Raw genomic sequence first — 25,792 nt, forward strand, 5'->3', positions numbered from 1 at the left:
AGGGGGTATGGCGATGGCGCGCTATCAGAACATGTTCACCCAGGTGCAGCTGCGCGGTCCGCTCGAGGCGGGACCGCGGCTTCCCCCGGGCAGCTTCCCGCGGGTCGGCACGGGGACCTATAATTACTGGATGGGCAAGCTCGGCGCGGCCCAGATCGGTCCGATCTATCTCGGCAGGCTGGGCCTCGCCTCGCTGATCTGTGCGTTCCTGTCGTTCGAGATCATCGGGCTGAACATGGCCGCCAGCGTCAACTGGGACCCGGTCCAGTTCGCGCGCCAGCTGCCCTGGCTCGCGCTCGAGCCGCCCGGCCCGCAATGGGGGTTCAAGCTGCTGATGCCGCTTGCCGAAGGCGGCTGGTGGCAGATGGCGGGCTTCTTCATGAGCGCGTCGCTGATCCTGTGGTTCGTGCGGACGTACCTACGCGCGCGCGCGCTCGGCATGGGGACGCATGTCGCCTGGGCGTTCGCGGCGGGGATCCTGCTGATCCTGACACTCGGCTTCATCCGGCCGATGCTGATGGGCAGCTGGGCGGAGGCGGTGCCGTTCGGCATCTTCCCGCATCTCGACTGGACCGCCGCTTTCTCGATCCGCTACGGCAATCTGTTCTACAACCCGTTCCACTGTCTCTCGATCGCGTTCCTCTATGGCTCGACGATGCTGTTCGCGATGCACGGCGCGACGGTGCTGGCGATCGGCCGCTATGGCGGTGAGCGCGAGATCGAGCAGATCACCGACCGCGGGACCGCATTCGAGCGCGGCGCGCTGTTCTGGCGCTGGACAATGGGGTTCAACGCGACCGCCGAGTCGATCCATCGCTGGGCCTGGTGGTTCGCGGTGCTCACCCCGCTGACGGGCGCGATCGGGATCCTGCTGACCGGGACCGTGGTCGACAACTGGTATCTCTGGGCGGTGCTGCACGGCTATGCGCCGGGCTATCCGGACACCGGCGTCGTCGATCCCGCCTTGCTTCCGGGAGGTGTACGATGACCGCATTACCCACCAAGACGCCCACCAGGACGCCCACCAAGACAATGGTGCTCGGCGTGGCGCTCGTCCTGCTCGGGGGGTGCGAGATCGGCCCCAAGACAGCGACGCAGACGGGCTATCGCGGCGCCGGACTGAACCAGATCATCAACCCCAAGCTGATCGCGGCGGCCAGCACGATCCCAGAGCCGCCCTATCCGTTGCCGCCCGAGGGCGGTCCGACGGCGGGCGAGAGCTACGAGAATGTGAAGGTGCTCGCCGGGCTGGGCCGCGAACGGTTCGACCATCTGATGGCCGAGATGACGCAGTGGGTCGCGCCGCCCGAACAGGGGTGCAATTACTGCCACAACCCGGAAAACATGGCGTCGGACGAGAAATACACCAAGATCGTCGCGCGCCGGATGCTGCAGATGACTCAGGCGATCAACGGACGCTGGGCGACCCATGTCAAGCAGACGGGGGTGACCTGTTACACCTGCCATCGCGGCAATGCGGTGCCCGCGTATAAATGGGCGATCGCGGAGGGGACGCCCGAGCCCGGCAAGGTGCTGGGCAACCGGCATGGCCAGAACGCGCCGAACCCGAATGTCGGTTATGCGTCGCTGCCCTATGATCCGTTTGCCGAATATCTCGGCGGACGGGCGCAGATCCGTGTCGCCAGCAGCAGCGCGTTCCCGAACGCCAACCATATCGTCTCGATCAAGGCGGCGGAGAAATCCTATGGGCTGATGATGCATGTCAGCGGCGCGCTGGGGGTCAATTGCACCTATTGCCACAACAGCCAGTCGTTCCGTTCGTGGAACCTCAGCAGTGCGCAGCGCGGTACGGCCTATTACGGTATCCGCATGGTCCGCGACATCAACCAGACCTACATCACACCGCTGCAACCGATCTTCCCGGCCAATCGCAAGGGGCCGCATGGTGATCCCTACAAGGTCAACTGCACCACCTGTCACCAGGGCATCAACAAGCCGCTGGGCGGGGTGAGCATGATCGACCAGGCGCCGATCCTGCGGGGCGCGTCGATCGCCCGCGCGGTGCCCGAGGGTGGACCGGCCGCCGGCGTCGCGGTGCCGGCCGCCTTTGCCCGGCCGGCGGCGATGACGGACACAAAGTGATGTGGTCCGCGCCGCCGGGGGCGCGGATCCCACCGCTATCGGCCGGGCGGGCCTGACGATGCACAATCACCCGCTGCGCGCCGCGCTGGCCGAAGAGATGCATCTTCGGCGACTGCCGCGTTTCGCCGCGCCGTGCCGGATGGTGCAGATCGTGACCGTGATCGAGGAGGCGGCGGCGGACGCGGCACGCGCGCATATCGCGACGCTCGCCGAGCAGGGCCGCGAGATCGTACCCGTGGCGGGAAAATACGGCGTGCTGGGCCTGGGGCCGGTGACGCTGGTGTGGGAGCGCCATACCGAATTCGCGACCTATACGCTGTTGCGCGGCGGTGCGGGCGAGGCCGAGGCTGGGGCTGAAGCAGAGGCAGAGGCTGGGGCCGCCGCCGGCACGCCGTCGCGATACGCGCCGTCGCTGTTCGATCCCGGCCCGTTCGAGCCCGCGCTGTCGGCCATATTTAAGGACCTGCCCGGTGCGATCATCCGGGCGACGCAGATCGCGCTGGTGCCGCGCGCGGCGGGCGATCCGACACCCGACGATCTCGAACGCTGGTTTGCATCCGAAGCGACGATCCTGTGCGATGTCGCGGACGGGGCAGCGCGGATCGTGTCGGATTTCCGGCTCAACCCCGACGGCTATGGCCGGCTGCTGGTGCTCGACCGGGGCCTCGAGCGGGACGAACCGGCGCAGCTCGTCATGCGGCTTCAGGAACTGGGCAATTACCGGAACATGGCGCTGCTCGGCCTGCCGCTGGCGCAGCGGCTGACGCCGAGCGTCTCGGACCTGGAATCGCGTCTGGCGCATCTGACCCAGGCGGTCTCCGAACGGACATCCGAAGACGACCGGCTGCTCGACGAGCTGACCTACCTGTCCGCCCGGCTCGCCCGACTCGTCGCCGAGACACGCTACCGGATGAGCGCGACGCGCGCCTATGCGCAGTTGAGCACCGACCGTCTTGCCAGCCTGCGGATCGGCGGGGTGCGCGGCTATCAGACACTGGGCGATTTCACCGAACGGCGGCTGGTGCCTGCGGTCCGGACCTGCGATTCCTTCTCGGCCCGGCTCGAGGATCTGTCGCAGCGCGCAGCCTGGACGAGCGAATTGCTGCGGACGCGGATCGACATCGCGCTCAGCAAGCAGAATCGCGACCTCCTCTTGTCGATGGACCGTCGCGCGACGGTGCAGCTGCGGCTGCAACAGACGGTCGAGGGACTCTCCGTCGTTGCGATCAGCTATTATCTGGTGTCGCTCATCGGCTATCTGCTGACGGCCATTCCGGGCGTCCATCATGACGTCGCCACGGCGGCGGCGGTGCCCGTGGTGATCGCGCTTGTCGCGCTGGGGCGCTGGCGGATGCATAAACACCTGGCGGCGTGACGCCCGGCGGCGGCGGTCCCGAGCGGTCGGCGCGCTTTAGACGCCGACGGCACCCGGTCAGGCCGCCATCGCCCGCCGCGCCAGCGCGCATTGCGACCATATTTCGCTGAGCGCGGTCACCAGCGTGTCGATATCCGCATCGCTATGCACCGGCGACGGCGTCAGCCTGAGCCGTTCCGTGCCGACGGGGACGGTCGGGTAATTGATCGGCTGGACATAGATGCCGTGATGTTCGAGCAGCCAGTCGCTGATCCGTTTGCACTTATGCGCATCGCCGACCATCACCGGGATGATATGGCTCGGATTGTCGACCGTGGGAATCCCGGCCGCATCGAGCCTGCGGCGGACGGTCGCGACGCGATCGCGGTGCCGCGCACGCTCGACCTGGCTCACCTTCAGATGACGGATGCTCGCGGTCGCGCCAGCGGCGAGCGCGGGGGGGAGGGCGGTGGTGAAGATGAAGCCACTCGCGAAGCTGCGGACGAAATCGCACAGCGCCGCCGACGCGGCGATATAGCCGCCCATCACGCCAAAGGCCTTGCCGAGCGTGCCCTCGATCACCGTGACCCGGTCCATCAGCCCCTCGCGCTCGGCAACGCCGCCGCCGCGCGGACCATAGAGACCGACGCCGTGCACCTCGTCGAGATAGGACAATGCGCCATGCGCCTCGCACACGTCGAGCAGCTCGGCGATCGGCGCGATGTCGCCGTCCATCGAATAGACGCTTTCAAAGGCGACGATCTTGGGCCGCGACGGATCGAGTTGCGACAGCCGGCGATCGAGATCATCGGGGCTGTTGTGCGTGAAGACCTGCACCTCGGCGCGGCTGTGGCGGATGCCCTCGATCATCGACGCATGGTTGAGCGCGTCGGACAGGATGACGCAGCCGGGCAGCCGCGCGCCGAGCGTGCCCAGCGCGGCCCAGTTCGAGACATAGCCCGAGGTGAAGAGCAACGCCGCCTCTTTCCCGTGGAGATCGGCCAGTTCGGCCTCGAGCAGCACATGGCTGTGCGTCGTCCCCGAGATGTTGCGCGTCCCGCCCGCGCCTGCCCCGCACCGGTCGATCGTCGCATGCATCGCCTCGAGCACCGCGGGATGCTGGCCCATGCCGAGATAATCGTTCGAGCACCACACCGTCACCGGTCGCCGGGTCCGGCGGATGACCTGTTCGGCGGCGGGAAAGGCGCCCGCGGTGCGCTCGAGCTCTGCAAACACCCGGTAGCGCCCATCGTCGCGGAGCGCCGCGAGTTCACCTTCGAAAAATGCCTCATAGTCCATGCGATCGTCCCCGTCCGTCGGTGATGGCGGCCTGTGCCGCTCGTGTGGAGGAAGCGGCCCAGCGCCAGAGGCGCGCATCGCGCATCGGCAGGACCAGAAACAGATGCTCGACGAGCCCGAGAACCGCCAGCCCCGCGAGCAGCGTACCCGCGGCCGCAGCGCCGCTGCCGGTGGGGGCGGCCTCCGCCACCGTCCATGCCCAGGCGGCGGTTGCGCCACTGGCCAGGATCGAGACCGGGAACAGCGCGTTCAGTCGGCGCTTGCGAAAATAGCTTTTGAGATAAGCCAGATGCGCGGGAAACACCTCGTCGCTGAGATTGGGCACGCCCAAGTAGAGGTTGAACTTGGCCGACAGCCGCAACACGAACAGCAGCAGGAAGGTGAGCGGCGCGGCCTGGTTCGGCCCGCCCCAGCTGACCGCGAAGAGCAGGATCGCGGTCGCGGCGATCGCGAGCTCGTGATGGATCACGGTGGCGGTCGCGGCGCGGAAGCGGGGCCAGCCGGTCGCGTCGGGGGGACATTCCGTCCGGCGCGGGCCCGCGACCGCCCCCATGAGAAAGCTCATTTCGTGCCACCCCCAGATCAGGATCGCCGCGGCGAACCCGGTATAGGCGGCGCCGGCGCTCGCATCGTCGGCGATCGACCCGACCAGCGCGACCGCGGCGATCGCGACCAGCCCGGCCAGCGTCAGGCTGGTGCGGAAGGTCGCCGCCGGACGGCTGTCGAGCCAGACCACGGCGGCGGTCCCGATAAACCACATCAGCAGCGCGAAAAGCAGCGGGGGGATGCTCACCACGCCGGGACCAGCCGCACCGTCGCGGGCGCGGTGTTGCGCTTGACCGGCGTGAGGTACAGCCAGGCAAAGCTGACGGCGGCGGCCGCGGTCAGGCCGAGGCGCTGGATCCCGCCGAGCACCCCGCCGCCCGCCTTGGCCGCGTCGATCGCCCCCGCGATCCGCCGCATCCGCTCAAGCCCGGCGCGAAAGCGCGGACTGTCGGTGTCGAGCACGACCGGAAACACCTGCCGCGTGATCGCCGAACAGATCGAAAAGACGCGCATGTCATAGTCGGTCGGGTCGATCCCCAGCGCCTTGTGGAAGGCGGGCCGGTTGTGATCGCGCACGTACATCGTCGCATAGACCGCGACGAGGAAGAAGCGGATCCACCATTGGTTGACGCCGCGCAGCAGCTTCGGATCGGTGCGCATCAGGATCGCAAAGGCGTCGCCGTGGCGGAACTCGTCATTGCACCAAAGTTCGAACCAGTCGAAGATCGGGTGGAAGCGCAGCTCGGGATGCCGGGCGAGGTGGCGGTAGATGGTGATGTAGCGCGCATAGCCGATCTTCTCGCTGAGATAGGTCGCGTAGAAGATGAATTTCGGCCGGAAATAGGTGTATTTCTTCGTCCGCGTGAGGAAGCCGAGATCGACGCCGATGCCTGCATCCTTGAGCGTGTCGTTGATGAAGCCGGCATGGCGGCTCTCGTCGCGGCTCATCAACTTGAACAGCTGTTTGACGTCGGGGTTGGTCACGCGCTTGGCGATCTCGGCATAGAGGATGCAGCCGGAGAACTCGGCGGTCAGCGAACTGACGAGGAAATCGGTGAATTCCTCGCGGAGGCCGTCGGGGAGGCTTTCGATCACGCCGTCGAATGCGGCGGTGCGCTTGAAATGCAGGCGGTTGGGATCGCTCGCCATCTCGCCGATCAGCGCATCCCATTCGCCGCGAACCGCCGAGACGTCGATCCGGTCCATCGCCGCGAAATCGGTGGTGTAGAAGCGGGGCGACAGGACGGTGTCGGCGCGGGCGATCGCGAGTGTATCGGGCAGGGGGGTATCGGGCGGGGGCATATCGGGCAGGGGCGCGGGCGACGCGGCGAGAGGGGCGGCGAGCGGCGCGGGGGCGAGGCTGGTAATCCTGTTCATGCTATCGTCCGATCCGAAAAGCTGACCTCGTATAATTCCGTCATCGCGAAGTGGCCGGCGAACTGCGTCCAGAGCCGCCCGGCCAGACCCGCGCGTTCGACCGTTGCGATCCGGTCGACCACGCAGCGCTCGCCGAAACCGACCCGGATCGGTGCGCCGTGCACGCGGACCCGGTCGCCGGGCCCGATCGCGACATCGCCCGCCAGCACGACATGCGCGCAAAGGAACGCGTCGCTATGCTCGATCTCGACGCGGCAGGGCGTGTCGAACCGGGTGGACCGCAGCAGCGTCATGTCCCGGGCGCCTGTGCGGGCAACAGCGCGGCAAAGGTCGCGCGGTTGGTCGGGCCGAAGGCGCTGAGCTCGATCGTCCGGCCCGTCGCGGTGTCGGTCAGCGACAATTCGCCGTCGCGCCAGAGCGTCAGCGTGAAGGGGGGGCGGTCGTTGATCCCGCGCGCGCGCCGGTCGCGCGCCAATCCGCGCATCACGCCGCGGACGAACCCGGTCTTCTGCCCCGCCGCAATCACCGCCACGGTCCCGCCGCGCGCATTGCCGATCACCACCGAGCCATCGGCGCGGTCGACGAAGCGCAGGTCGCGCGACGCGAGGGGGAGGATCTTCGCCTGTTCGCGCATCAGGACGGGCGAGGCCGCCGGGGCGATGTTCGCGATCCGGACGATGCTCGTGGCCGCGAGCGTGAAGGCCAGCAATGCGCCGGCACCGATGAGCGTGGTGCGCGGGACGAGGTCCGGATGGCGATGCGTGCCGCTCATGCCGCCTGCGCCTTGGCGAAGACGCTGTCGACAGAAGCATTTTGGGTTGTCTCGGAAGCCGCCAACTGCCCTGTCGGGTGCACCGTCAGGCAGGTCCGGGCGATCAGCGCGGCGACGGTCGCGGCATCGGGCACCGCACGCAGCATCGGCCGGGGCGTGACGATCCGCCAGGGTCGGGCGTGCGGCCACAAGGCGAGATAGCCGAGCTTGTAGCGGCCGGTGACCGTCAGCGGCATGTCGCCCGTCCCGTCGGCGCGCTCCGCGAGATCGACCGCGCCGATCAGCGCCAGCGGCAGGTTGATGCATTTGGGCAGCGCCATGCCGATCCGCAGCACCACACGCCGGGTGGTCAGCGTATAGAGCGTCGTCCGCGCCGCGCCCCAGGCGAGCAGGTGGAGCAGCGCGACGCCCAGCAGCCCGACGATCGCGGTCATCGCCGCTCCGACGAGGTCCCGCGGACCGTCGATCCCCTGCCGTCCGGCCTCCGCCAGGGCCCACAGCGTCAGCGCCGCGAAATAGGCCGCGACCAGTCGGGTGTGGAAGGCGGTGCGCGCGAGCACCCGCCAGTCGGGTGATCCCTGCCACAGGATCCGCTCACCGGGCGGGGGCACCCCGGGAAGGCCGGGGATCGGTTCGACGTCATGCTCGGTCACAGCAGCGGCTCCTGACGTGCGGGCGTGGCATAGAGATAGCCGCCGCCGAAATAGGCCTGGACGCGCTCCTCCTCGTACAGCGTGATCCGGTCGGCGGCCTCGATCGGCGGCACGTCGGCGAACTGGCTGGCGAGCAGCGCGTCGATGACGACGCGGCGGCGGCGACGATCGACCTTGGCCATCATCATCGGCGCGAGCACCGCGCGGCCACCGACCGACACCTGCATGTAGCGGATCAGCCGGTCGGCGCGGTCGATCCACAGATCGTCGATCGTCCCGGCGACCACGCCATCCGCGCCCAGCATCGGCCATCCGAGCAGGTCGGGATCGCCGACCGCGACCGCATAGTCCGACGCCACGCTGAGCGGGACGATCCGCGGATGCCCCTCCATGTCGAGATCGGGATGCCGCGCGCGCTCGGCCCAGGCGGCGGGACCGATGCCGTCGACGAGCGGGTTGCCGGTCGGCGCATAGGGGGCGCCCGCGAACCGGTCGGTGCGCCTCGCGGCGATGTCGACGGGCTCGCGCCCCTGGGTCGGCGCCGTGACGCGGCCACGACCGAAGGGCAGCAGGAACGACTTAGTCGAGGCGGTATGCAGCGGGCCACCGACCGTATCGAGCCGGCCGGTCAGTTCGTCCTCGAGCGGATAGCCCTCGCGCCGATCCTCGCGGCGCAAATAGAAGACGAGCACGAGGAAGAACAAGGCGAACGCCCAGAGGACCAGGAGCGCGACGTCGATGCCGGATGTCAGATGCGGGTTCATGATCGTCCCTTCAGACCGGAAATTCGCTGAGACCGAAACGCGGCACCGGCCGCTCGCCGACCGCATCGACGATCGCGCCCCGACCGCGCACGAGCGGGCCGAGCGCGACGAGCGTGCCGAGCAACAGGAGAATCTCGACGCCGTAGACCGCGGCATAGCCGGTGACCCGGGTCGCGAGCGTCGGGCCGTACGCCCCCGCCATCGCTGACGCCGAGACGAGGTCGCGCAGGACTGCACCGAGTGCGATCGCGACGCCGGCACTGCTCGCCTGCACCGCGCCCCAGGCACCCAGCGCGAGCCCGGTGCGGCCGTCGAGCGGCCCCGCGTCGGCGATCGCCATCGCGGCGGTCAGTGTGCCCACCGAGAACAGTCCGCCGCCAAAGCCGATCAGCGCCGCGCCGGTACCGAGCAACGCGACCGACGACAGCGCGGCCGCGAAGATCACGCACAGGAACGCGGTGACGCCAAGCACGCCGCCAAAGCCTGCGAGCTGATGCGGATCGTCGCCCTCGCCAAGCCGTCTGGCGGCGAGTGCGAACCCGCCCAGCATGCCGAGCGCCCAGAGCGCGGTCAGCGCGGTGGTCGCACCGACCGTCATGCCGAGCACCTGTCCGCCATAGGGTTCGAGCAGCACGTCCTGCACGCTGAACGCCGCCGCGCCCAGACCGACCGCGACGAGCAGCCGCAGCGTGCGTGGCCGGGCGATGAATATCGCCCAGATCGCGCCGAAGTTCGGGCGATCGGGCCGGGGCACGACCGAACGAGGCCCCCGCGCTTCCTGTTTCCACATCGCGACCAGATTGAGGACGACGGTCAGCACCGCTGCGCCCTGGATCAGCTGGACCAGCTTGGTCGGGGTGAAATCGGCAAGCAGCCGGCCGATCACGATCGCGCTGACCATCATGCCGAGGACCAGCATGACGTAGAGCAGCGCGACGACACGCGGCCGCGCATCGTCGGGGGCGAGATCGGTCGCGAGCGCCAGCCCCGCGGTCTGCGTGGTGTGCATCCCCGCGCCGACCATCAGGAAGCCGAGCGCCGCGCCGATCTGCCCGAAGAGCGCGGGGCCCGTGCCGCCGCCGGTCATGACCAGCAGCGCGAAGGGCAGGATCGCCAGGCCGCCGAACTGGAGCAGCGTTCCGAACCACAGATAGGGCATGCGCTTCCATCCGAGCAGCGAGGCATGGTGATCCGACCGGAACCCGATCAGCGCGCGCAGCGGCGCGAACAGCAGCGGCAGCGAGACCATCGCCGCGACGAGGCTGGTCGACATGCCGAGCTCGACGATCATAACCCGGTTGAGCGTGCCCGTCAGCAGCACCGCGGTCATCCCGACCGACAGCTGGAACAGCGACAGCCGCAGCAGACGCCCGAGTGGCAGGTCGTCGGTCGCCGCGTCCGCGAACGGCAGGAACCGGGTGCCGAGCCGCGCCCAGAATGCGCCGGTCTTCAAGGCGACCAGCCGGTTCATGCGGCGACCATCTCCAGCGCGTGGCTGGTGTAGAAGCCGCTGGCGACGCGCGCGTCGCGGCCGATCCGCGCATGGCCGACGCTCGCCTGCAGCTGCGCGCGCAGGACGCGTTCGCGGACGGGCTCGATCGCCGGCGCACGGTCGGCGCGGGGAAAGAGCGTGCCGATCGCGTGCATGACGACCAGCGGCCGGGTCGAGGGCGCGAAGGTGAACAGCATCGAACCGCGTGTGCGTCGGGTCAGCGTCTCCACCAGCTCGACGAGGTCGGTGCTGCGGTAATGGATCAGCGAATCCATCGCGACGACATGATCGAACATGCCGAGCGCGGGGTCGCGCATGTCGCCGACGCGCCAGTCGATCGCGAGCCCGGCCGGCGACCGCTCGCGCGCGACCTCGACAAGGCTGGCGGCGAGATCGATCGCGACCACCGCCGCGCCGCGCCGCGCCGCCTCGACCGCCAGCGCGCCCGTGCCGCAACCCGCATCGAGCAGCCGCAGTCCGGTCATGTCCGCGGGCAGCCAGGACAGCAATGTCTCGCGCATTCGGTTGCGGCCGGCGCGGACCGTGGCGCGAATGCCGCTGACCGGCGCATCGGACGTCAGCCGTGCCCAGGTCTGCGACGCGGTGCGGTCGAAATAGGTCTCGAGCCGGTTGCGCCGCGCGGCATAGCCGGTGGAGGGAACCAGGCGGGCCATCATTCGAACCCCAGGAATTCGAAGATGTCGCGATCCTTCATCGGCACCGCATCGAGCGCGTCACAGCCCGACCAGAGCAACGCGGCGAGGCGCTTATATTCATCGCACGCCGCCGCGACCTCGGGCGTCTGCTCCATTTCGAACAGCGTGCATTTCTTGAGGCGGCTGCGCCGGATCGCATCGAGATCGGGGAAATGCGCGAGGCGCTTCAGCCCGGTGGCGGCATTGTAGCGGTCGATCTCGTCGGTCGCGGCAGACCGGTTGGCGATGACGCCCGCCATCCGCACCTCGTAATTCTTCGCCTTGGCCTGGATCGCGGCGGCGATGCGGTTCATCGCGAAGATGCTGTCGAAGTCGTTCGATGCGACCACCACCGCGCGCTCGGCATGCTGCAGCGGGGCGGCGAACCCGCCGCACACAACATCGCCGAGCACGTCGAACAGCACGACGTCGGTCTCCTCGAGCAGATGATGCTGTTTCAGCAGCTTGACGGTCTGGCCGACGACATAGCCGCCGCATCCGGTGCCCGCGGGCGGGCCCCCCGCCTCGACGCACATCACGCCGTTATACCCTTCGAACATGTAATCCTCGGGCCGGAGTTCCTCGGCGTGGAACTCGACCGTCTCGAGCACGTCGATCACCGTCGGCATGAGCTTCTTGGTCAGCGTGAAGGTGCTGTCGTGCTTGGGGTCGCAACCGATCTGCAGCACGCGTTTGCCGAGCAGCGAAAATGCCGCGGACAGGTTGGACGAGGTCGTCGACTTGCCGATCCCGCCCTTGCCGTAGATCGCGAACACCTTCGCGGAGCCGATCCGGTCGGCGGGGTCGAGCCGGACCTGGACGCTGCCCGCGCCATCGGGCCGGGTTGCAACGGGGCGGGTAGGGGGATCGAGCAGGGCCATAATATCGTCCTTATGCCGCGACCGCGGTGATACCCTCGAGGCGATCCTCGAGGTCGTCGCTCGCCGCATGGAGTGCGGCCAGTGTTGCTGCGTCGGGTGACCAGAAATGCCGGTCGCTCGCTTCGATCAGGCGGTTGGCGACACGCGCCGACGCCTTGGGGTTCAGCGTCGCAAGCCGTTCGCGCATCGCGTCGTCGAGCACATAGGTCTCGCTGATCCGCTGATAGACCCACGGGCTGACGTCTCCGGTCGTCGCCGACCAGCCGAGCGTGTTGGTAACGTGCGCCTCGATATTGCGGACGCCCTCGAAGCCGTGCTTGAGCATCGCTTCATACCAGAGCGGATTGAGCATGCGCGTCCGTGTCTCGAGCTCGACCTGTTCGGACAGCGTCCGGACCTTGGTCGCGCCCTGCGTGGCATCGACGATATAGACCGGGGCCGCGCTGCCCCGCGCGCGCGTGATCGAGCGGCTGATCCCGCCTAGGGCGTCGACATAATGGTCGATATCGGTGACGCCAAGTTCGACCGAGTCGAGATTCTGATAGGCGAGGTCGACCCCGGCGAGCGCGGCCTTGAACAGATCGGCCTGGCGCGCGGGGGTGCCGGTGCGGCCATAGGCATAGCCCTTTTGCCGTTCGAACACCTCGGCGATCTCGTCGGGGTCGCTCCACGCGCCATCGTCGATCAGCAGGTTGACGTTTGCGCCATAGGCGCCCTCGGCATTGGAGAAGACGCGCAGCGCCGCGGTTTCGAGGTCGCAGCCGGTCCGCTCGGCATAAGCGAGCGCGTGGCGGCGCACCGCGTTGCGGTCGAGCGGTTCGTCCGCGGTCGCGGCGAGCCATGCGGCCTCCGCGATCATCCGCGTCTGGAGCGGCAGCAGGTCGCGGAAGATGCCCGACAGCGTGACGATCACGTCGATCCGTGGGCGGCCGAGATCGTCGAGCGCGATCAGTTCGGCGCCCGCGAGCCGGCCATAGCCGTCGAATCGCGGGCGTGCGCCGATCAGCGCGAGCACCTGCGCGATCTGCGTCCCCTCCGATTTCAGATTGTCCGTCCCCCAGAGCACCATGGCGAGTGTCTCGGGGAATGGCGCGCCGCTGGCGGTGTGGCGTGCGATCACCTCGTCGGCCTGTGCGAGGCCCTGCGCCATCGCGAAGCTGCCGGGGATCCGGAACGGGTCGAAGCCGTGGATATTGCGCCCGGTCGGCAAGGCCTTGGGGTTGCGGAGCACGTCGCCGCCGGGCGCCGGGCGGACGAACCCCGCATCGAGCGCATGGATCAGCGCGCCGAGTTCGGGATTGTCGGACGACAGCGACGGATCGGCGCCCGCGGCGATCATCTGCGCGCGCATCGCCTCGGGCAGCGGCTGGCCGAGCACATGCAGCCCGTAGGGAATGAGCTCGCGTTCGACTTCGTAGAGATTGGCCGACAAGGCATCGAGATCACGCGCGTCGAGATCGAGCGCGGCCGCCGAAGCGACGATCATCGGATCGAGCAGGTCGCGCTCCGCGTCCGACGGCGACGAGCGCCACCGCTCGAGCAGCGCCTTGAGCTCGGTCATCCCCTTGTAAAGCCCCGCTTCCGCGAGCGGCGGCGTCAGATAGCTGATCAGCGTCGCGCCCGAGCGGCGCTTGGCGATCAGCCCTTCGGACGGATTGTTCGCGGCATAGAGATAGAGGTTGGGCAGATCGCCGATCAGCCGTTCGGGCCAGCAATCGCCGCTCAACCCCGCCTGCTTGCCCGGCATGAATTCGAGCGCGCCGTGTGTGCCGAAATGCAGGACCGCGTCCGCGGCGAAATCCTCGCGCAGCCAGCGGTAGAAGGCGCTGAACGCATGGGTGGGGGTGAAGCGGCCCTCGAACAGCAGCCGCATCGGGTCGCCCTCATAGCCGAAGGCGGGCTGGATCCCGACGAACACCTGCCCGAACTGCGCGCCGAGGACGTGGATCGACGCGCCGTCGCTCTGTTGGCGGCCGGGGGCGGGGCCCCATTGCGCCTCGATCGCGGCCAGATGCGGCTCGCGCCGGACATGGTCGTCGGCGGGGATGCGCGCATGGACATTGGCATCGGCACCGTAGCGCGCGGCGTTGCCGTGGAGCACCGCCTCGCGCAGCGCGTCGACATCGGCGGGAACCTCCACCGCATAGCCCGCGGCCGCGAGTGCCGTGAGTGTCGCGTGGAGCGACTCCCAGACGGCGAGATGCGCCGCGGTACCCGTCGCGCCGGCATTGGGCGGGAAATTGAAGAGTACGACCGCGAGCCTGCGCGCGCGTCGTTCGGACCGGCGCAGGTCGACCAGCCGCGCGACCTTGCCCGCCAGCGCCTCGGCCCGGTCGGGGCAGGAGCGCATCTCGCGCGTCAGCTCCGATTCGGTGAACGTGCAGCGGCGTGCGCACCCGGTGCAGGCGCCCGATCCGTCGGCACGACCGCCGAACACGCTGGGGACGACCGCACCGTCGAGCTCGGGAATTGCGACCATCATCGTCGCCTCGAGCGGCAACAGCCCCTGGCGGCCCGCGCTCCATTGCTGGAGCGACTGGAATTCGAGCGGATGCGCCGCGACATAGGGCACGTCGAGCGTGGCGAGGATCGCCTCCGCCGCCTCGGCATCGTTATAGGCGGGGCCGCCGACCAGGCTGAACCCGGTGAGCGAGACGACCGCATCGACGATCCGCACGCCGTCGCGCATGAAGAAGCGCTCGATCGCGGGGCGCGAGTCGAGCCCGCTGGCAAAGGCGGGGATCACGCGCAGCCCGCGCGCCTCGAATGCGGCAATCGCGCCGTCATAATGACCAGTGTCACGACCGAGCAGATAGGAGCGCAGCATCAGCACGCCGACCGTGCCGCGCGAGCCTCCGTGAACAGGCAGCGCGTCCGCCCGGTCGGCGATCCGGTCCGGTATCGCCGGATGGTAGACGCCGACCTCGGGATAATCGTGCGGCGCGGCGGCGCGGACGGCGTGGCCCGCATAGCGGCCGGCGAGCGCCTGGATCATCCCGACGACATTGTCGTCGCTGCCCGCCAGCCAATATTGCAGCGTCAGGAAATAGGCGCGGACGTCCTGCGCGGTGCCGGGGATGAACCGCAGAATCTTGGGCAGCCGCCGCAGCATCCGCATCTGCCCCGCGCCCGACGAGGCGCCGGGCTTGGCCGATCCGCGCAGCCGCTTGAGCAGCGCGAGCGGACCGCTGGCCGGCTTGTCCATGCGATAGTCGCCGAGCCTGGTGAGCCGGACGATCTCGCTGCCCGACATCAGCCCGACCATCGCGGCACAGGCCTCGCGGCGCGCGGTCAGCGCGGGGAGGACCGCGCGGATATGGTCGTCGAGGAACAGCATCGTCGCGATGACGATGTCGGCGCGGCCGATATCGGCGATGCAGCGATCGAGCGACCCGGTGCCGCGATCCCAGTCGGCCGCGGCGTGGAAGCCGATCGTGATCCCGCTATCGTCCGCGGCGAACCGCGCGGCGGCGCGTTCGGCGGCGCCAGACAGATGGTTGTCGAGCGTGACGATCACGACATGCAGCGGGACCGGGCGGCGGATGGCGCTATCGGGCATAATGGGCCTTCGCATCATAGAGCGTGTCGATCGTGATCGTCGCGACGTCGCGCTCGGCGGCGAACCGTTCGGTGTTGCGACGCGCCTTCCCGCGGACGAAGAAGGGGATCTTGAGCAGCTCGCGCTCGGCATCGGCGGACCAGACGCGTGCGGCGCTGGCGTCGGGGGCGGGGCGGGGCGCGACCTCGGGCGATACCGGCTGCGGCGCTGTCTCGGGCGCCACCGGGAGGGGCGCAAGATGGCTCGCGCCGGCCATGTCGCTGAACTCGAAATCGTCGCGGAACATCGTCAGCAGATGCTCCTCCAGCCCCATCACGAGCGGATGGACCCAGGTGTCGAACAGCACGTTCGCGCCCTCGAACCCCATTTGCGGCGAGTAGCGTGCGGGGAAATCCTGGACATGGACGGGGGCCGAGATCACCGCACAGGGGATTCGGAGCCGCTTGGCGATATGCCGTTCCATCTGCGTGCCGAGCACCAGTTCGGGCTGAAGCGCATGGATCGCCTCCTCGACGACCAGATAATCGTCGGTGATCAGCGGCGTGACGCCGTAAAGCGCTGCGGCGGTGCGCAGGTCGCGCGCGAATTCGCGGTTGTAGCAGCCGAGCCCGACGACCTCGAACCCGAGCTCATCGCGCGCGACGCGGGCGGCGGCGATCGCGTGGGTGGCGTCACCGAAGATGAAGACCCGCTTGCCGGTCAGATAGGTCGAGTCGACCGAGCGGCTCCACCAGGGAAGGTGACCAAGGTCGCACGCGCCCGTCGGATCGATCCCGGTCAGCGCCGCCAGCTCGGCGATGAAATCGCGCGCCGCGCCGTGGCCGATCGGCACGGTGGTGACGACGGGCTGGCCGTGTTCGCGCGCGAGCCAGCGGCAAGCGCTGTCGGCGATCTCGGGATAGAGGCAGATGTTGAAATCGGCCTCGGGCAACCGGGCGATGTCCGCGGTGGTCGCACCGAGCGGCGCCACGACGTTCACCGCGATCCCCAGCGCATCGAGGATGCGGCGGACTTCGATCACGTCGTCGCGGTGCCGGAAGCCGAGCGCGGTCGGGCCGAGGATGTTGGCGGTCGGGCGCGCGGTTGCCCGGTTGGGCGCGGGGCTGGCCGCGAGGGTCCGGACGAGCTGGTAGAAGGTCTCCGCCGCGCCCCAATTCTCCTTGCGCTGATAGCTCGGCAGTTCGAGCGCCACGACCGGGCAGGGCAGGTCCATCGCCGCGACCAGCCCGGCGGGGTCGTCCTGGATCAGTTCGGCGGTGCACGAGGCGCCGACCAACATCGCGCCCGGCGTGAAGCGCGCATAGGCATCGCGCGCCGCGGTCTGGAACAGCGCGGCGGTATCCTTGCCGAGATCGCGCGCCTGGAAGGTCGTGTAGGTCACCGGCGGGCGCTTGCCGCGCCGCTCGATCATCGTGAACAGCAGGTCGGCATAGGTGTCGCCCTGCGGCGCATGGAGGACATAATGCACGTCCTCCATCGCGGTCGCGATTCGCATCGCGCCGACATGGGGTGGTCCCTCATAGGTCCAGACGGTCAGCTGCATCACACCCTCAGCAGGTCGCGCCGCCGCAGCGGTCGCGCGAAGAGGTCGGCGAGGTCGCCCGCCTGGTCGAAGCCGTGGACCGGCGAGAAGACGAGCTCGATCGCCCATTTCGTCGTCAGCCCCTCCGCCTCGAGCGGGTTGGCGAGGCCGAGGCCGCAGACGGTGAGGTCGGGGCGGTCCGCGCGCAGGCGGTCGAGCTGACGATCGACATCCTGCCCCTCGCTCAGCCGCGTCGCGGCGGGGAGCAGCGCGAGTTCGCGGGCAAGGTGGCGGCGGTGAAGATAGGGCGTGCCGACCTCGACCGGGACCATGCCGAGCTCGGTTGCGAGAAAGCGCGCGAGCGGGATTTCGAGCTGGGAATCGGGGAGGAAGCTGATCCGCCGTCCCTCGAGCAGCGGGCGTGCATGCGCGAGCGCACGCTTGGCGCGTTCGCGGCCGGGCGCGATCGTGCGCCGAAACTGCATCGCGTCGACGCCGAACGCCTGGGCGGCGGCGTGCAGCCAGTCGGTCGTGCCCTCGGCACCGAACGGGAACAGCGCGTCGAGCCGGGTCGCGCCGCGATCCTCTAGCGCGCGCGCCGTCTCACCGAGAAACGGCTGGGCGAGCAGGAAGCGCGTATTGGGCCCGACCGGCGGCATCGCCCCGGCGCGGCGCGCGGGCAGCGTATGGACGGGGCCGATGCCGAGCGCGTCGAACAGCCGGAGGAACTGGTCCTCGACGACATCGGGCAGCGCGCCAACGATCATCAGGCTCGGCGCGGGGGATGCGTCAGCGGCGAGGCCGGGGACCAGCGCCGCGAGGCAGGCATCCTCCCCCTCGGTGAAGGTCGTCTCGATCCCGCTGCCCGAATAATTGAGGATCCGGGTCGTGCGGCCATGCTTGACCGACAGCCGGGCCGCGGCACGCGAGAGGTCGAGCTTGATCACCTCCGACGGGCAGGAGCCGACGAGGAACAGCAGCTTGATATCAGGCCGGCGCAGCAGCATCTGGTCGACGATGCGGTCGAGCTCGTCATTGCAGTCCGCCATCCCCGCGAGGTCGCGCTCCTCGATGATCGCGGTGGCGAAGCGCGGCTCGGCAAAGACCATCACGCCTGCCGCCGATTGCAGCAGATGCGCGCAGGTCCGCGAGCCGACGACGAGGAAGAACGCGTCCTGGATCTTGCGATGCAGCCAGATGATCCCGGTGAGACCGCAGAACACCTCGCGCTGGCCGCGTTCGCGCAGCACGGGCGCGGCGTCGCATCCGGTCCGGCCAAGCTGCGGGGCGGTGGGCAGGGGGGTGGAAAGCGGGGCGGTCATGACGCGGCCATGCTTGCCGGTGCACGCTGCAACCGCGCGGCCCGCAGCTTGATCAGGAACTGCGCGGCATTGACGACGTAGCTCGCATAGGCCGCGAGCGCGAGCCACATGCGTCCCGCCTCGCTGCCGAAGTCGCGGGCAAGCGCGACGAGATAGGCGGTGTGCAGCGCGAGCACGAGCATGCTCACCACGTCCTCCCAGAAGAAGGCGGGGGCGAACAGCCATCGGCCGAACACCTGCTTCTCCCAGATCGCGCCGGTGATCATGATCGCGTAGAGCGCGCCCGTCTTGACCATGATCGATATCGTGGCGGCGACCACGCCGTCGCCCGTCGCGAGATAGCGCAGCACCAGCGTCAGGCTGACGAGGAAGATCAGGAACTGGATCGGGGCGAGCACCCCCTGGACCAGTGTCCAGGCCGACGAGTCGCGGCGGTCGCGCTGGTCCGGCGTGTAGAGCGGGGCGGCTGCCCGGCCGGAGCCCGGGACGGCCGCGCCGCCCTGCCGATCTGCCGGAGAAAGGTCGTTCGCTCGCATCGCGCCCCGCCTGCCCAAGTTCCGATCGAGACCTTACGCCCGCCCCTCAAAAAGTGTCAAGTTATTTGGACGTCCACAATCCGGAACAGGTTGTGCGATGCAGCAAAACCGTCAGGTTGTCAGTCAATTGCAAGTGGGATATGCTGCGAGTCGCCGCTAATCTGCCAAATGCAGGTCCCGGTCTGTAGTTGTTGGCGTGTCGACCAGGCTGGGGAGAGCCGGTAATGGCAGCGGTTACTCACTATTCGCGCGGTTTCCGGTGGAGCACCGGGTCGTTCGCACGTCGGGACTGGAGCGATGGCCGCCGAGATCTTGGTCCGGGGCCGCGTCGCGATGACGGGGACTATGATCGCCCTTTGTCTGCGCTGATCGAATGCGAGATCATTCCACGGCTGATGGCCGCGCATGCCAGTGCGGCGATACCCTCCGCCGAGATCGGGACGGATGGCCCGATCGACAGTGTCGAGGTGGGCATCTTCGCGCCGCTGGTGATGCAGGTCGATGCCGACCGCCTGCTTGCGCATATCGAGACGATCCTCGACCGCGGCGTCTCGGTCGAGACGGTCATGGTCGATCTGCTCGCACCCGCTGCGCGTCTGCTCGGCGAATATTGGGATGATGATCGCTGCGATTTCGTCGATGTCACGATGGGGTTGTGGCGGCTCCAGGAAGTCGTGCACGAGATTGCCGGTCGCATGCCCAGCATCCGGACAGATCCGGGCGATCGACATCGGGCTTTATTCGCGTCGTTACAGGGCGATCACCATAGTTTCGGGACGATCGTCCTCGACGAGGTCTTTCGGCATGGCGGCTGGCTGACGGACCGGATCAACGACGCGGAAACGCCCGTGTTGCTGGATGCTGCGACGGCGGATTGGTTCGATATCATCGGATTGACGATCAGTTGCGACTGCCATATCGCCGGACTTGCATCGATCATTGCTGCGTTGCGAGGGATTTCGCGAAATCCTCGTGTCTGCATCATGGTCGGCGGTGCGATTTTCAATGCAGACCCGGATCTCGCCACCAAAGTCGGCGCCGATGGTACCGCGTCCGATGCGAAACTCGCGCTGAAAATGGCCGGCGATCTTCTCCGCGAAAGCGCATGGGGGACCACGGCGTGTAATTGATTGCTGCAGATTGGAGCGCGACGCTCGTCGATGGACAAGACTATCGCCTCTTCCCCGCATCGGGCCTTCGCCCGCCCCGACGCCGCGCCCGGGGCCCTGAGCGCGCGCGTGGCCGCGTCGCTGCTCGCGGCCGTCGGCGACGTCGCCTTCATCCTCGCCGCCGATGGGCGGATCCTCGACGTTGCGGTGTCGCAGGGTGATCTTGCCAATCACGGCTTTGCCGGCTGGGTCGGCGAACGCTGGATGGACACGATGACGGTCGAAAGCCGTCCCAAGGCGGCCGAGATGCTCGCGGCGGCGGGCAGTCCCGAACCCGCGCGCTGGCGACAGGTGACGCATCCCGCGGCGGGTGGCGACGTGCCGGTCCGCTATCTGGTGATGTCGCTGGGCACACCCGATCGACTCGTCGCAATCGGTCGCGACCTGCGCGGCGCGGCGGCGACTCAGCAGCGGCTTCTGCAGACCCAACAGGCGCTGGAGCGCGACTATATCCGCCTGCGCCAGGCCGAGACGCGGTACCGGATGCTGTTCGACATGGCGTCCGACGCGATCCTGGTCGTCGACGCGGGCTCGCGCCGTATCCGCGAGGCGAATCCGGCGGCGCTGCGGCTGCTCGATGCCGCCGCCGATACGCTGGTCGGTGCACCGGTCAGCACGATCGTCGACCCGCATGATCGCGACGACCTGGTCGCGCATCTCGGTGCGGCGGAGGCGGCGGACGATGTCGCACCGGTTGCGCTGCGGCTGAACGATCGCACGCTCGACGTGCGGATCGATGCGAAGCTGTTCCGTCAGGCGCGCAGCCCGTCGCTGATCGTCCGGATCGAGGCGGTCGAGCCGGTCGTCGGTGCGCGGCGGCACGAGGCGACGCTCGGCGACGTGGTCGAGCGCATGCCCGATTCGTTCGTGCTGGTCGATCGCGACTTGGTGGTGCTGACCGCGAACGCCGCCTTTGTCGAGCTGACCGAAATGCCGTCGATCGAGCGGCTGATCGGCGCGCGGCTGGGCGCGTGGCTGGGCCGGCCGGGCATCGATCTCGAGCTGATCGTCGCGCAGCTGCGCGAACATGGCTCGGTCCGCAACGTTGCGACGATCCTGCGCGGCGCGGCGGGTGCGCAGGCCGAGATCGAGGTGTCCGGCGTGGTCGCGCCGATGGGTGGCAGCGAGTGTTTCGGCTTCACGATCCGCCATGTCGGACGTCGCCTTCGCCAGGTGCCGCTGGTCGCGCACGACACGCCGCGATCGGTCGAGCAGCTGACCGAGCTGGTGGGGCGCATGTCGCTGAAAGAGATCGTGCGCGAGAGCACCGATCTGATCGAGCGGCTCTGCATCGAGGCGGCGCTGGCCTATACGTCGGACAACCGCGCGTCCGCGGCGGAAGTGCTCGGCGTGAGTCGGCAAAGCCTCTATTCCAAGCTGCACCGCCACGGCCTTGGCAATCTCGTGTCGGGTGACGGCTGAACGCGCAAATGTCATCAACATTGGTGTCAACATATGTTGACAGATAAGGGCGTCTGATCCTAGCTTCTTGGCATGGATCGCTTGTCCGCTCCCCGTGTCGCGATGCCGCTGCCCGCGGCCCGCGACGTGCTGGAACTGCTCAAGCCGGTCACCTGGTTTCCACCGATCTGGGCGTTCCTGTGCGGGGTCGTGTCGTCGGGCGTTCCGCTGGGCGATCGCTGGCCGTTTCTTGTCGGGGGTGTCCTGCTGACGGGGCCGCTGGTCTGCGGCACGAGCCAGGCGGCCAATGACTGGTTCGACCGCCATGTCGATGCGATCAACGAGCCGCTGCGGCCGATCCCGTCGGGGCGGATCGCCGGCAGCTGGGGCTTGTGGATCGCGATCGCGGGCAGCCTGATATCGGCGGCGGTCGGGGCGGCGATGGGGCCGCTGGTGTTCGCGGCGACCGGCGTCGCGCTGGCCTGCGCCTGGGCCTATAGCGCGCCGCCATTCCGGTTCAAGGCGAGCGGGATCTGGGGCCCCGCGGTGGTCGCGCTGACCTATGAGGGGCTGACCTGGTTTACCGGTGCGGCGGCGATGACGGGCGGCTGGCCCGATGCTGCGGTGCTGGTCATACTCGGCCTCTACACCGCCGGCGCGCACGGCATCATGACGCTCAACGACTTCAAGGCGGTCGAGGGCGATCGGATGATGGGGCTGCGCTCGCTGCCGATCGTGCTGGGGGTGGATCGCGCCGCCCGGCTGGCCTGTATCGTCATGGCGGTCCCGCAGGTCGCGGTGATCGGCTTGCTGGCGTTGTGGGGGCACGCGCTTGTCGCGCTGCTGGTCGCGTCCTTGCTGGCGGGGCAATTGGCGCTGATGGTGCGGCTGCTGCGCGATCCGCTCAAGAACACACCGTGGTATAATGCGACCGGCACGACGCTCTATGTCCTCGGGATGCTGGCGTCGGCGTTCGGGCTCGGCGGGGTCGCGGGGTTGTGAGCGCGGTCCCGCTCGGCTGGCTCGGTATCGGGCGGCTCGGGCTGGTGCAGAGCGCGATCGGCGCGATCGTGATGCTGGCGACCTCGCTGCTGAACCGCGTGATGGTGGTCGAATATGCGCTGCCCGCGGCGCTCCCCGCAGGTCTGGTCGCCTGGCATTATGCGGTCCAGCTGTCGCGACCGGTCTGGGGGCATGGTTCGGATCGCGGCGCGCGGCGGACACCCTGGATCATAGGGGGTATGGCGGTGCTCGCGCTCGGCGCCTTGCTCGCGGTCGCCGCGCTGCCGCTGCTCGCCGCACGCGCGCCCGGGGGGCTGGCGCTCGCGATTGCCGCGTTTGCGATGATCGGCATGGGCGTGGGCGCGGCGGGCACCTCGCTGCTGGCGTTGCTCGCGACCCGAGTCGCGCCCGAGCGGCGCGCGGCGGCGGCGGCGATCACCTGGATCATGATGGTCGCGGGGATCGCGGTGACGGCGGGGATAGCCGGTGCGCTGCTCAAACCCTTTTCCGCAGCGCGGCTGACCCAGGTCGCGGCCGGCGTCGCGGCGTGTGCATTCGCGCTGGCCGTGGTGGCGCTTCTCGGCGTCGAGGGGGCTGCACCGTCCAGGGCACTCGCCACGCGGGTTGAAGCGTCGCGGCGAGGGGAGCGATCGGCTACGCTGACGACGGCGTTGCGGACGATCTGGGACGATGGCGAGGCGCGCCGCTTCACGCTCTTCGTCTTCGTCTCGATGCTGGCCTATGCGATGCAGGACCTGATCCTCGAGCCGTTCGCCGGGCTGGTGTTCGGGTTCGCGCCGGGTGCCTCGACGCAGTTGTCCGGGGTGCAGCACGGGGGTGTGCTCGTCGGGATGATCGTCGCGGGGGTCGGCGGCGGGGCGTTTGGCGGCGGGCGGGGTGAAGGCGGGGAGACGCGCGGGCTGCGCTGGTGGATCGGTGGCGGGTGTCTCGGGTCGGCGGCGGCGCTGGCGGGGCTCGCGCTGGCGGCGCGGATCGGGCCGGGCTGGCCGCTGACCGCCAATGTCGCGCTGCTCGGGCTTGCCAATGGCGTCTTCGCGGTCGCGGCGATCGGCGCGATGATCGCGCTGGCGGGACGCGGGCAGGCAGAGGGGCGGGAGCAGGCGGGACTCCGCATGGGCGTGTGGGGCGCGGCGCAGGCGATCGCCTTCGGGCTCGGCGGGCTGCTCGGCGCGACGGGCGTCGATCTCGGGCGGAGCCGGATCGACTCTCCCGCCACCGTCTTCACCCTGGTCTTCCTGGTCGAGGCGCTGGTCTTCGTCGCCGCCGCAGGGCTGGCGATGCGCAGGCCGGGTCGCTGGCAGGACATGACGCCAGTCGCGCGCGCGCGCGGCGGCGGCATGACGACCTATGATTGCGTCGTGGTCGGCGGCGGCCCGGCCGGGGCGACCGCCGCTGCCGAGCTGGCGCAGGCGGGGCGATCGGTGCTGCTGCTCGATCGCGCGGGCCGGATCAAGCCGTGCGGCGGCGCCATCCCGCCGCGGCTGATCCGTGATTTCGCGATTCCCGATCATCTGATCGTCGGGCGGGCGCGAACCGCGCGGATGATCGCGCCGTCGCGGCGTGCGGTCGACATGCCGGTCGATCCGAGCGGCGCGGGCGGCTATGTCGGCATGGTCGACCGCGACACGTTCGACGAGTGGCTGCGCGACCGCGCTGCCAAACAGGGCGCTGAGAGGCGCACCGGGCGGTTCGAGGCGATCGTCCGCGACGGCGATGGTGGCGCACAGGTCCGCTATACCGATGGCGAGGGCGATCATCGCGTCCGCGCGCGGTGCGTGATCGGTGCGGACGGCGCCCGGTCGCGCGTCGCCGAGGCGGTGTTCGACGATGCGGTGCGCAACCCGTGCGTCTTCGCCTATCACGAGGTGATCCGTACGCCGCAACCCGGCACCGCGGCGTTCGACCGCACCCGGTGCGACGTCTTCTATCAGGCCGAATTTTCGCCCGATTTCTACGGCTGGCTGTTCCCGCACGGCGACACCGCGAGCATCGGCGTCGGCAGCGCGCACAAGGGGCATGGTTTGCGTGACGCGACCAGCCGGTTGCGCGTGCGGCTCGGGCTCGAAACGTGCGTGACGCTGCGTCGCGAGGGCGCGCCAATCCCGCTCCGCCCGTTGCGGCGATGGGATAATGGCCGCGACGTGCTGGTAATCGGCGATGCCGCGGGGGCGGTCGCGCCGGCCTCGGGCGAGGGGCTTTATTACGCGATGCTGTCCGCGCGGTTCGCCGCCGAGGCGGTCGATACCTTCCTCGCCAGCGGAGACCCCAAGGCGCTCGGCGCGGCGCGGCGGCGGTTCATGCGCGCGCATGGGCTGGTGTTCCGCATCCTCGCGATCATGCAGCATTTCTGGTACCGCGACGATCGCCGACGCGAACGCTTCGTGGCGATGTGCGCCGACCGCGACGTCCAGCATCTGACCTGGCACGCCTATATGAACAAGCGGCTGATCTATGCGCGGCCGCTCGCCTATGCACGGATCTTCGTCAAGGACATGCAGCATCTGCTGCAGACCGCGAGCTGATGCACGATGGATAGGGTCTGGATCTTTCCGGTGTGCATCGCGGCATTGCTCGCGACATTGGTGGCGCTGGTGGGCGCGACGATCATCGACACCGGATCCTGGTATGCCAGTCTGCTCAAGCCGCATTGGGCACCGCCCGACGCCGCCTATGGGCTGGCCTGGACCGCGATCTACAGCTGCACGGCCCTGGCAGGCGTGACGGGGTGGCGGGCGATTGCGGGGTGGCGCGAGCGCGAATGGCTGCTCGGGCTGTTCGCGGGAAACGGGTTTCTCAACATCCTGTGGAGCCTCGTCTTCTTCCGCCTGCAGCGGCCCGACTGGGCGGTTGCAGAGATGGTCGTGCTCTGGCTGTCGATCCTGTTTCTCATCGTCATCCTGGCCCGGCATTCGCGGTCTGCGGCAGCGCTGTTGCTGCCCTATCTGCTGTGGGTGGGGTTCGCGGGTTACCTCAATCTGGCGATCGTCCAGCTCAACGGACCCTTTTCCTGACCTGGCTGTTCGCCAGCGGGCACGCGGTCGAAATCGTGCTGGGGGTTCTCGCCCTCGAACTTCTCTGGCTGCGACGGCAGGGGTGGAGCATGGCGACCGCGGCACTCCGGCTGGCGCCAGGCATGTTGATGCTGGTCGCGCTGCGCGCCGCGCTGACCGGGCTCGACTGGCCTTGGGTCGCGGTACCGCTCCTCGTGTCGCTTCCGGTCCATCTCGCCGATCTGGCAAGGACGGCGCGAGGCTGAATGTCGATCATGCCAGGATGCAGGACCGGTCCTGGCGTTTCACACCCTGCTCTGCGGCGACCGACCAT

The 25,792-nt window shown here is 68.9% G+C and carries 23 protein-coding genes; 9 read left to right on the forward strand and 14 right to left on the reverse strand.

The window, feature by feature from the left end; genetic code table 11:
• Positions 1–13 precede the first annotated feature (13 nt).
• Genes pufM through ASE89_RS13425 form a run of 3 tightly spaced genes read left to right on the forward strand, consistent with a single transcriptional unit; the run spans position 14 to position 3,478 of the window.
• Positions 14–988 (forward strand): photosynthetic reaction center subunit M, encoded by a 975-nt coding sequence (gene pufM / locus ASE89_RS13415; RefSeq protein ID WP_031439814.1) that lies wholly within the window; start codon positions 14–16, stop codon positions 986–988.
• On the forward strand, positions 985–2,103 hold the full coding sequence (gene pufC / locus ASE89_RS13420) for a photosynthetic reaction center cytochrome PufC (RefSeq protein ID WP_236701796.1): 1,119 nt from the start codon (positions 985–987) through the stop codon (positions 2,101–2,103). Before pufM ends, pufC begins: the two co-directional genes overlap by 4 nt.
• 58 nt (positions 2,104–2,161) lie before the next feature.
• Positions 2,162–3,478, forward strand: coding sequence for a DUF3422 domain-containing protein (locus ASE89_RS13425; protein WP_056678827.1), 1,317 nt, complete (start codon positions 2,162–2,164; stop codon positions 3,476–3,478).
• Between the two features lie 57 nt (positions 3,479–3,535).
• Here the strand turns inward: ASE89_RS13425 and hemA are convergent, their stop codons facing one another.
• The 14 genes from hemA to bchF form a co-directional block, all read right to left on the reverse strand.
• Positions 3,536–4,756, reverse strand: a complete 1,221-nt coding sequence (gene hemA, locus ASE89_RS13430) for a 5-aminolevulinate synthase (RefSeq protein ID WP_056678680.1) — start codon at positions 4,754–4,756, stop codon at positions 3,536–3,538.
• Entirely contained in the window at positions 4,746–5,549 is an 804-nt protein-coding gene (gene puhE, locus ASE89_RS13435; protein ID WP_056678830.1) for a putative photosynthetic complex assembly protein PuhE, read from the reverse strand. The genes hemA and puhE overlap by 11 nt, the downstream gene beginning before the upstream one ends.
• Positions 5,546–6,604, reverse strand: coding sequence for a magnesium-protoporphyrin IX monomethyl ester (oxidative) cyclase (acsF, locus tag ASE89_RS13440; protein WP_056678833.1), 1,059 nt, complete (start codon positions 6,602–6,604; stop codon positions 5,546–5,548). The genes puhE and acsF overlap by 4 nt, the downstream gene beginning before the upstream one ends.
• Before the next feature lie 71 nt (positions 6,605–6,675).
• A complete protein-coding gene (locus tag ASE89_RS13445; protein ID WP_031439820.1) occupies positions 6,676–6,972 on the reverse strand; it encodes a hypothetical protein in 297 nt (98 codons plus the stop codon).
• Entirely contained in the window at positions 6,969–7,451 is a 483-nt protein-coding gene (puhC, locus tag ASE89_RS13450) for a photosynthetic complex assembly protein PuhC (RefSeq protein WP_056678685.1), read from the reverse strand. The genes ASE89_RS13445 and puhC overlap by 4 nt, the downstream gene beginning before the upstream one ends.
• The gene (puhB, locus tag ASE89_RS13455) at positions 7,448–8,104 is read right to left on the reverse strand and encodes a photosynthetic complex putative assembly protein PuhB (RefSeq protein WP_082451525.1); all 657 of its coding nucleotides are present in this window, start codon (positions 8,102–8,104) and stop codon (positions 7,448–7,450) included. Before puhB ends, puhC begins: the two co-directional genes overlap by 4 nt.
• Entirely contained in the window at positions 8,101–8,868 is a 768-nt protein-coding gene (gene puhA, locus ASE89_RS13460) for a photosynthetic reaction center subunit H (protein ID WP_031439823.1), read from the reverse strand. The genes puhB and puhA overlap by 4 nt, the downstream gene beginning before the upstream one ends.
• Before the next feature lie 10 nt (positions 8,869–8,878).
• Positions 8,879–10,339, reverse strand: a complete 1,461-nt coding sequence (locus tag ASE89_RS13465) for a BCD family MFS transporter (protein WP_056678687.1) — start codon at positions 10,337–10,339, stop codon at positions 8,879–8,881.
• Positions 10,336–11,034 (reverse strand): magnesium protoporphyrin IX methyltransferase, encoded by a 699-nt coding sequence (gene bchM, locus ASE89_RS13470; protein ID WP_056678690.1) that lies wholly within the window; start codon positions 11,032–11,034, stop codon positions 10,336–10,338. Before bchM ends, ASE89_RS13465 begins: the two co-directional genes overlap by 4 nt.
• Positions 11,034–11,936: a ferredoxin:protochlorophyllide reductase (ATP-dependent) iron-sulfur ATP-binding protein gene (gene bchL / locus ASE89_RS13475; RefSeq protein WP_056678693.1), complete on the reverse strand. Its 903-nt coding sequence runs from the start codon at positions 11,934–11,936 to the stop codon at positions 11,034–11,036. Before bchL ends, bchM begins: the two co-directional genes overlap by 1 nt.
• Positions 11,937–11,946: 10 nt before the next feature.
• On the reverse strand, positions 11,947–15,495 hold the full coding sequence (locus tag ASE89_RS13480; RefSeq protein ID WP_056678697.1) for a magnesium chelatase subunit H: 3,549 nt from the start codon (positions 15,493–15,495) through the stop codon (positions 11,947–11,949).
• Positions 15,485–17,038 carry a ferredoxin:protochlorophyllide reductase (ATP-dependent) subunit B gene (gene bchB, locus ASE89_RS13485; protein WP_056678699.1) on the reverse strand — a complete coding sequence of 518 codons (1,554 nt, stop codon included), beginning with the start codon at positions 17,036–17,038 and terminating at the stop codon, positions 15,485–15,487. Before bchB ends, ASE89_RS13480 begins: the two co-directional genes overlap by 11 nt.
• Positions 17,038–18,339: a ferredoxin:protochlorophyllide reductase (ATP-dependent) subunit N gene (locus tag ASE89_RS13490; RefSeq protein WP_056678701.1), complete on the reverse strand. Its 1,302-nt coding sequence runs from the start codon at positions 18,337–18,339 to the stop codon at positions 17,038–17,040. Before ASE89_RS13490 ends, bchB begins: the two co-directional genes overlap by 1 nt.
• A complete protein-coding gene (gene bchF, locus ASE89_RS13495; RefSeq protein ID WP_056678704.1) occupies positions 18,336–18,875 on the reverse strand; it encodes a 2-vinyl bacteriochlorophyllide hydratase in 540 nt (179 codons plus the stop codon). Before bchF ends, ASE89_RS13490 begins: the two co-directional genes overlap by 4 nt.
• A gap of 356 nt (positions 18,876–19,231) precedes the next feature.
• Between bchF and ASE89_RS13500 the strand changes: the two genes are divergently transcribed.
• The 6 genes from ASE89_RS13500 (at position 19,232) to ASE89_RS20855 (ending at position 25,724) form a co-directional block, all read left to right on the forward strand.
• Positions 19,232–20,005: a cobalamin B12-binding domain-containing protein gene (locus ASE89_RS13500; protein WP_168427677.1), complete on the forward strand. Its 774-nt coding sequence runs from the start codon at positions 19,232–19,234 to the stop codon at positions 20,003–20,005.
• 108 nt (positions 20,006–20,113) lie between these two features.
• Positions 20,114–21,466 (forward strand): transcriptional regulator PpsR, encoded by a 1,353-nt coding sequence (gene ppsR, locus ASE89_RS13505; RefSeq protein WP_236701797.1) that lies wholly within the window; start codon positions 20,114–20,116, stop codon positions 21,464–21,466.
• Between the two features lie 72 nt (positions 21,467–21,538).
• Positions 21,539–22,447, forward strand: coding sequence for a chlorophyll synthase ChlG (chlG, locus tag ASE89_RS13510; protein ID WP_056678713.1), 909 nt, complete (start codon positions 21,539–21,541; stop codon positions 22,445–22,447).
• Positions 22,444–24,990 (forward strand): geranylgeranyl diphosphate reductase, encoded by a 2,547-nt coding sequence (locus ASE89_RS21520; protein ID WP_330219061.1) that lies wholly within the window; start codon positions 22,444–22,446, stop codon positions 24,988–24,990. Before chlG ends, ASE89_RS21520 begins: the two co-directional genes overlap by 4 nt.
• Positions 24,991–24,996: 6 nt before the next feature.
• The gene (locus ASE89_RS13525) at positions 24,997–25,479 is read left to right on the forward strand and encodes a TspO/MBR family protein (protein ID WP_192003381.1); all 483 of its coding nucleotides are present in this window, start codon (positions 24,997–24,999) and stop codon (positions 25,477–25,479) included.
• Between the two features lie 89 nt (positions 25,480–25,568).
• Positions 25,569–25,724 carry a hypothetical protein gene (locus ASE89_RS20855; protein WP_168427679.1) on the forward strand — a complete coding sequence of 52 codons (156 nt, stop codon included), beginning with the start codon at positions 25,569–25,571 and terminating at the stop codon, positions 25,722–25,724.
• The last annotated feature ends 68 nt before the right edge of the window (positions 25,725–25,792 follow it).

Origin of the sequence: Sphingomonas sp. Leaf30 (genome assembly GCF_001422525.1) — a bacterium.
Taxonomy (GTDB): Bacteria; Pseudomonadota; Alphaproteobacteria; order Sphingomonadales; family Sphingomonadaceae; genus Sphingomonas; species Sphingomonas aerolata.

Excerpts from the sequence above, each read along its gene's own strand:
- pufM (WP_031439814.1), top strand. The coding sequence starts at position 14 with ATGGCGCGCTATCAGAACATGTTCACCCAGGTGCAGCTGCGCGGTCCG.
- pufC (WP_236701796.1), top strand. The coding sequence starts at position 985 with ATGACCGCATTACCCACCAAGACGCCCACCAGGACGCCCACCAAGACA.
- ASE89_RS13425 (WP_056678827.1), top strand. The coding sequence starts at position 2,162 with ATGCACAATCACCCGCTGCGCGCCGCGCTGGCCGAAGAGATGCATCTT.
- hemA (WP_056678680.1), bottom strand. The coding sequence starts at position 4,756 with ATGGACTATGAGGCATTTTTCGAAGGTGAACTCGCGGCGCTCCGCGAC.
- acsF (WP_056678833.1), bottom strand. The coding sequence starts at position 6,604 with ATGCCCCCGCCCGATACCCCCCTGCCCGATACACTCGCGATCGCCCGC.
- ASE89_RS13445 (WP_031439820.1), bottom strand. The coding sequence starts at position 6,972 with ATGACGCTGCTGCGGTCCACCCGGTTCGACACGCCCTGCCGCGTCGAG.
- puhC (WP_056678685.1), bottom strand. The coding sequence starts at position 7,451 with ATGAGCGGCACGCATCGCCATCCGGACCTCGTCCCGCGCACCACGCTC.
- puhA (WP_031439823.1), bottom strand. The coding sequence starts at position 8,868 with ATGAACCCGCATCTGACATCCGGCATCGACGTCGCGCTCCTGGTCCTC.
- ASE89_RS13465 (WP_056678687.1), bottom strand. The coding sequence starts at position 10,339 with ATGAACCGGCTGGTCGCCTTGAAGACCGGCGCATTCTGGGCGCGGCTC.
- bchM (WP_056678690.1), bottom strand. The coding sequence starts at position 11,034 with ATGGCCCGCCTGGTTCCCTCCACCGGCTATGCCGCGCGGCGCAACCGG.
- bchL (WP_056678693.1), bottom strand. The coding sequence starts at position 11,936 with ATGGCCCTGCTCGATCCCCCTACCCGCCCCGTTGCAACCCGGCCCGAT.
- ASE89_RS13480 (WP_056678697.1), bottom strand. The coding sequence starts at position 15,495 with ATGCCCGATAGCGCCATCCGCCGCCCGGTCCCGCTGCATGTCGTGATC.
- bchB (WP_056678699.1), bottom strand. The coding sequence starts at position 17,038 with ATGCAGCTGACCGTCTGGACCTATGAGGGACCACCCCATGTCGGCGCG.
- ASE89_RS13490 (WP_056678701.1), bottom strand. The coding sequence starts at position 18,339 with ATGACCGCCCCGCTTTCCACCCCCCTGCCCACCGCCCCGCAGCTTGGC.
- bchF (WP_056678704.1), bottom strand. The coding sequence starts at position 18,875 with ATGCGAGCGAACGACCTTTCTCCGGCAGATCGGCAGGGCGGCGCGGCC.
- chlG (WP_056678713.1), top strand. The coding sequence starts at position 21,539 with ATGGATCGCTTGTCCGCTCCCCGTGTCGCGATGCCGCTGCCCGCGGCC.
- ASE89_RS13525 (WP_192003381.1), top strand. The coding sequence starts at position 24,997 with ATGGATAGGGTCTGGATCTTTCCGGTGTGCATCGCGGCATTGCTCGCG.
- ASE89_RS20855 (WP_168427679.1), top strand. The coding sequence starts at position 25,569 with ATGGCGACCGCGGCACTCCGGCTGGCGCCAGGCATGTTGATGCTGGTC.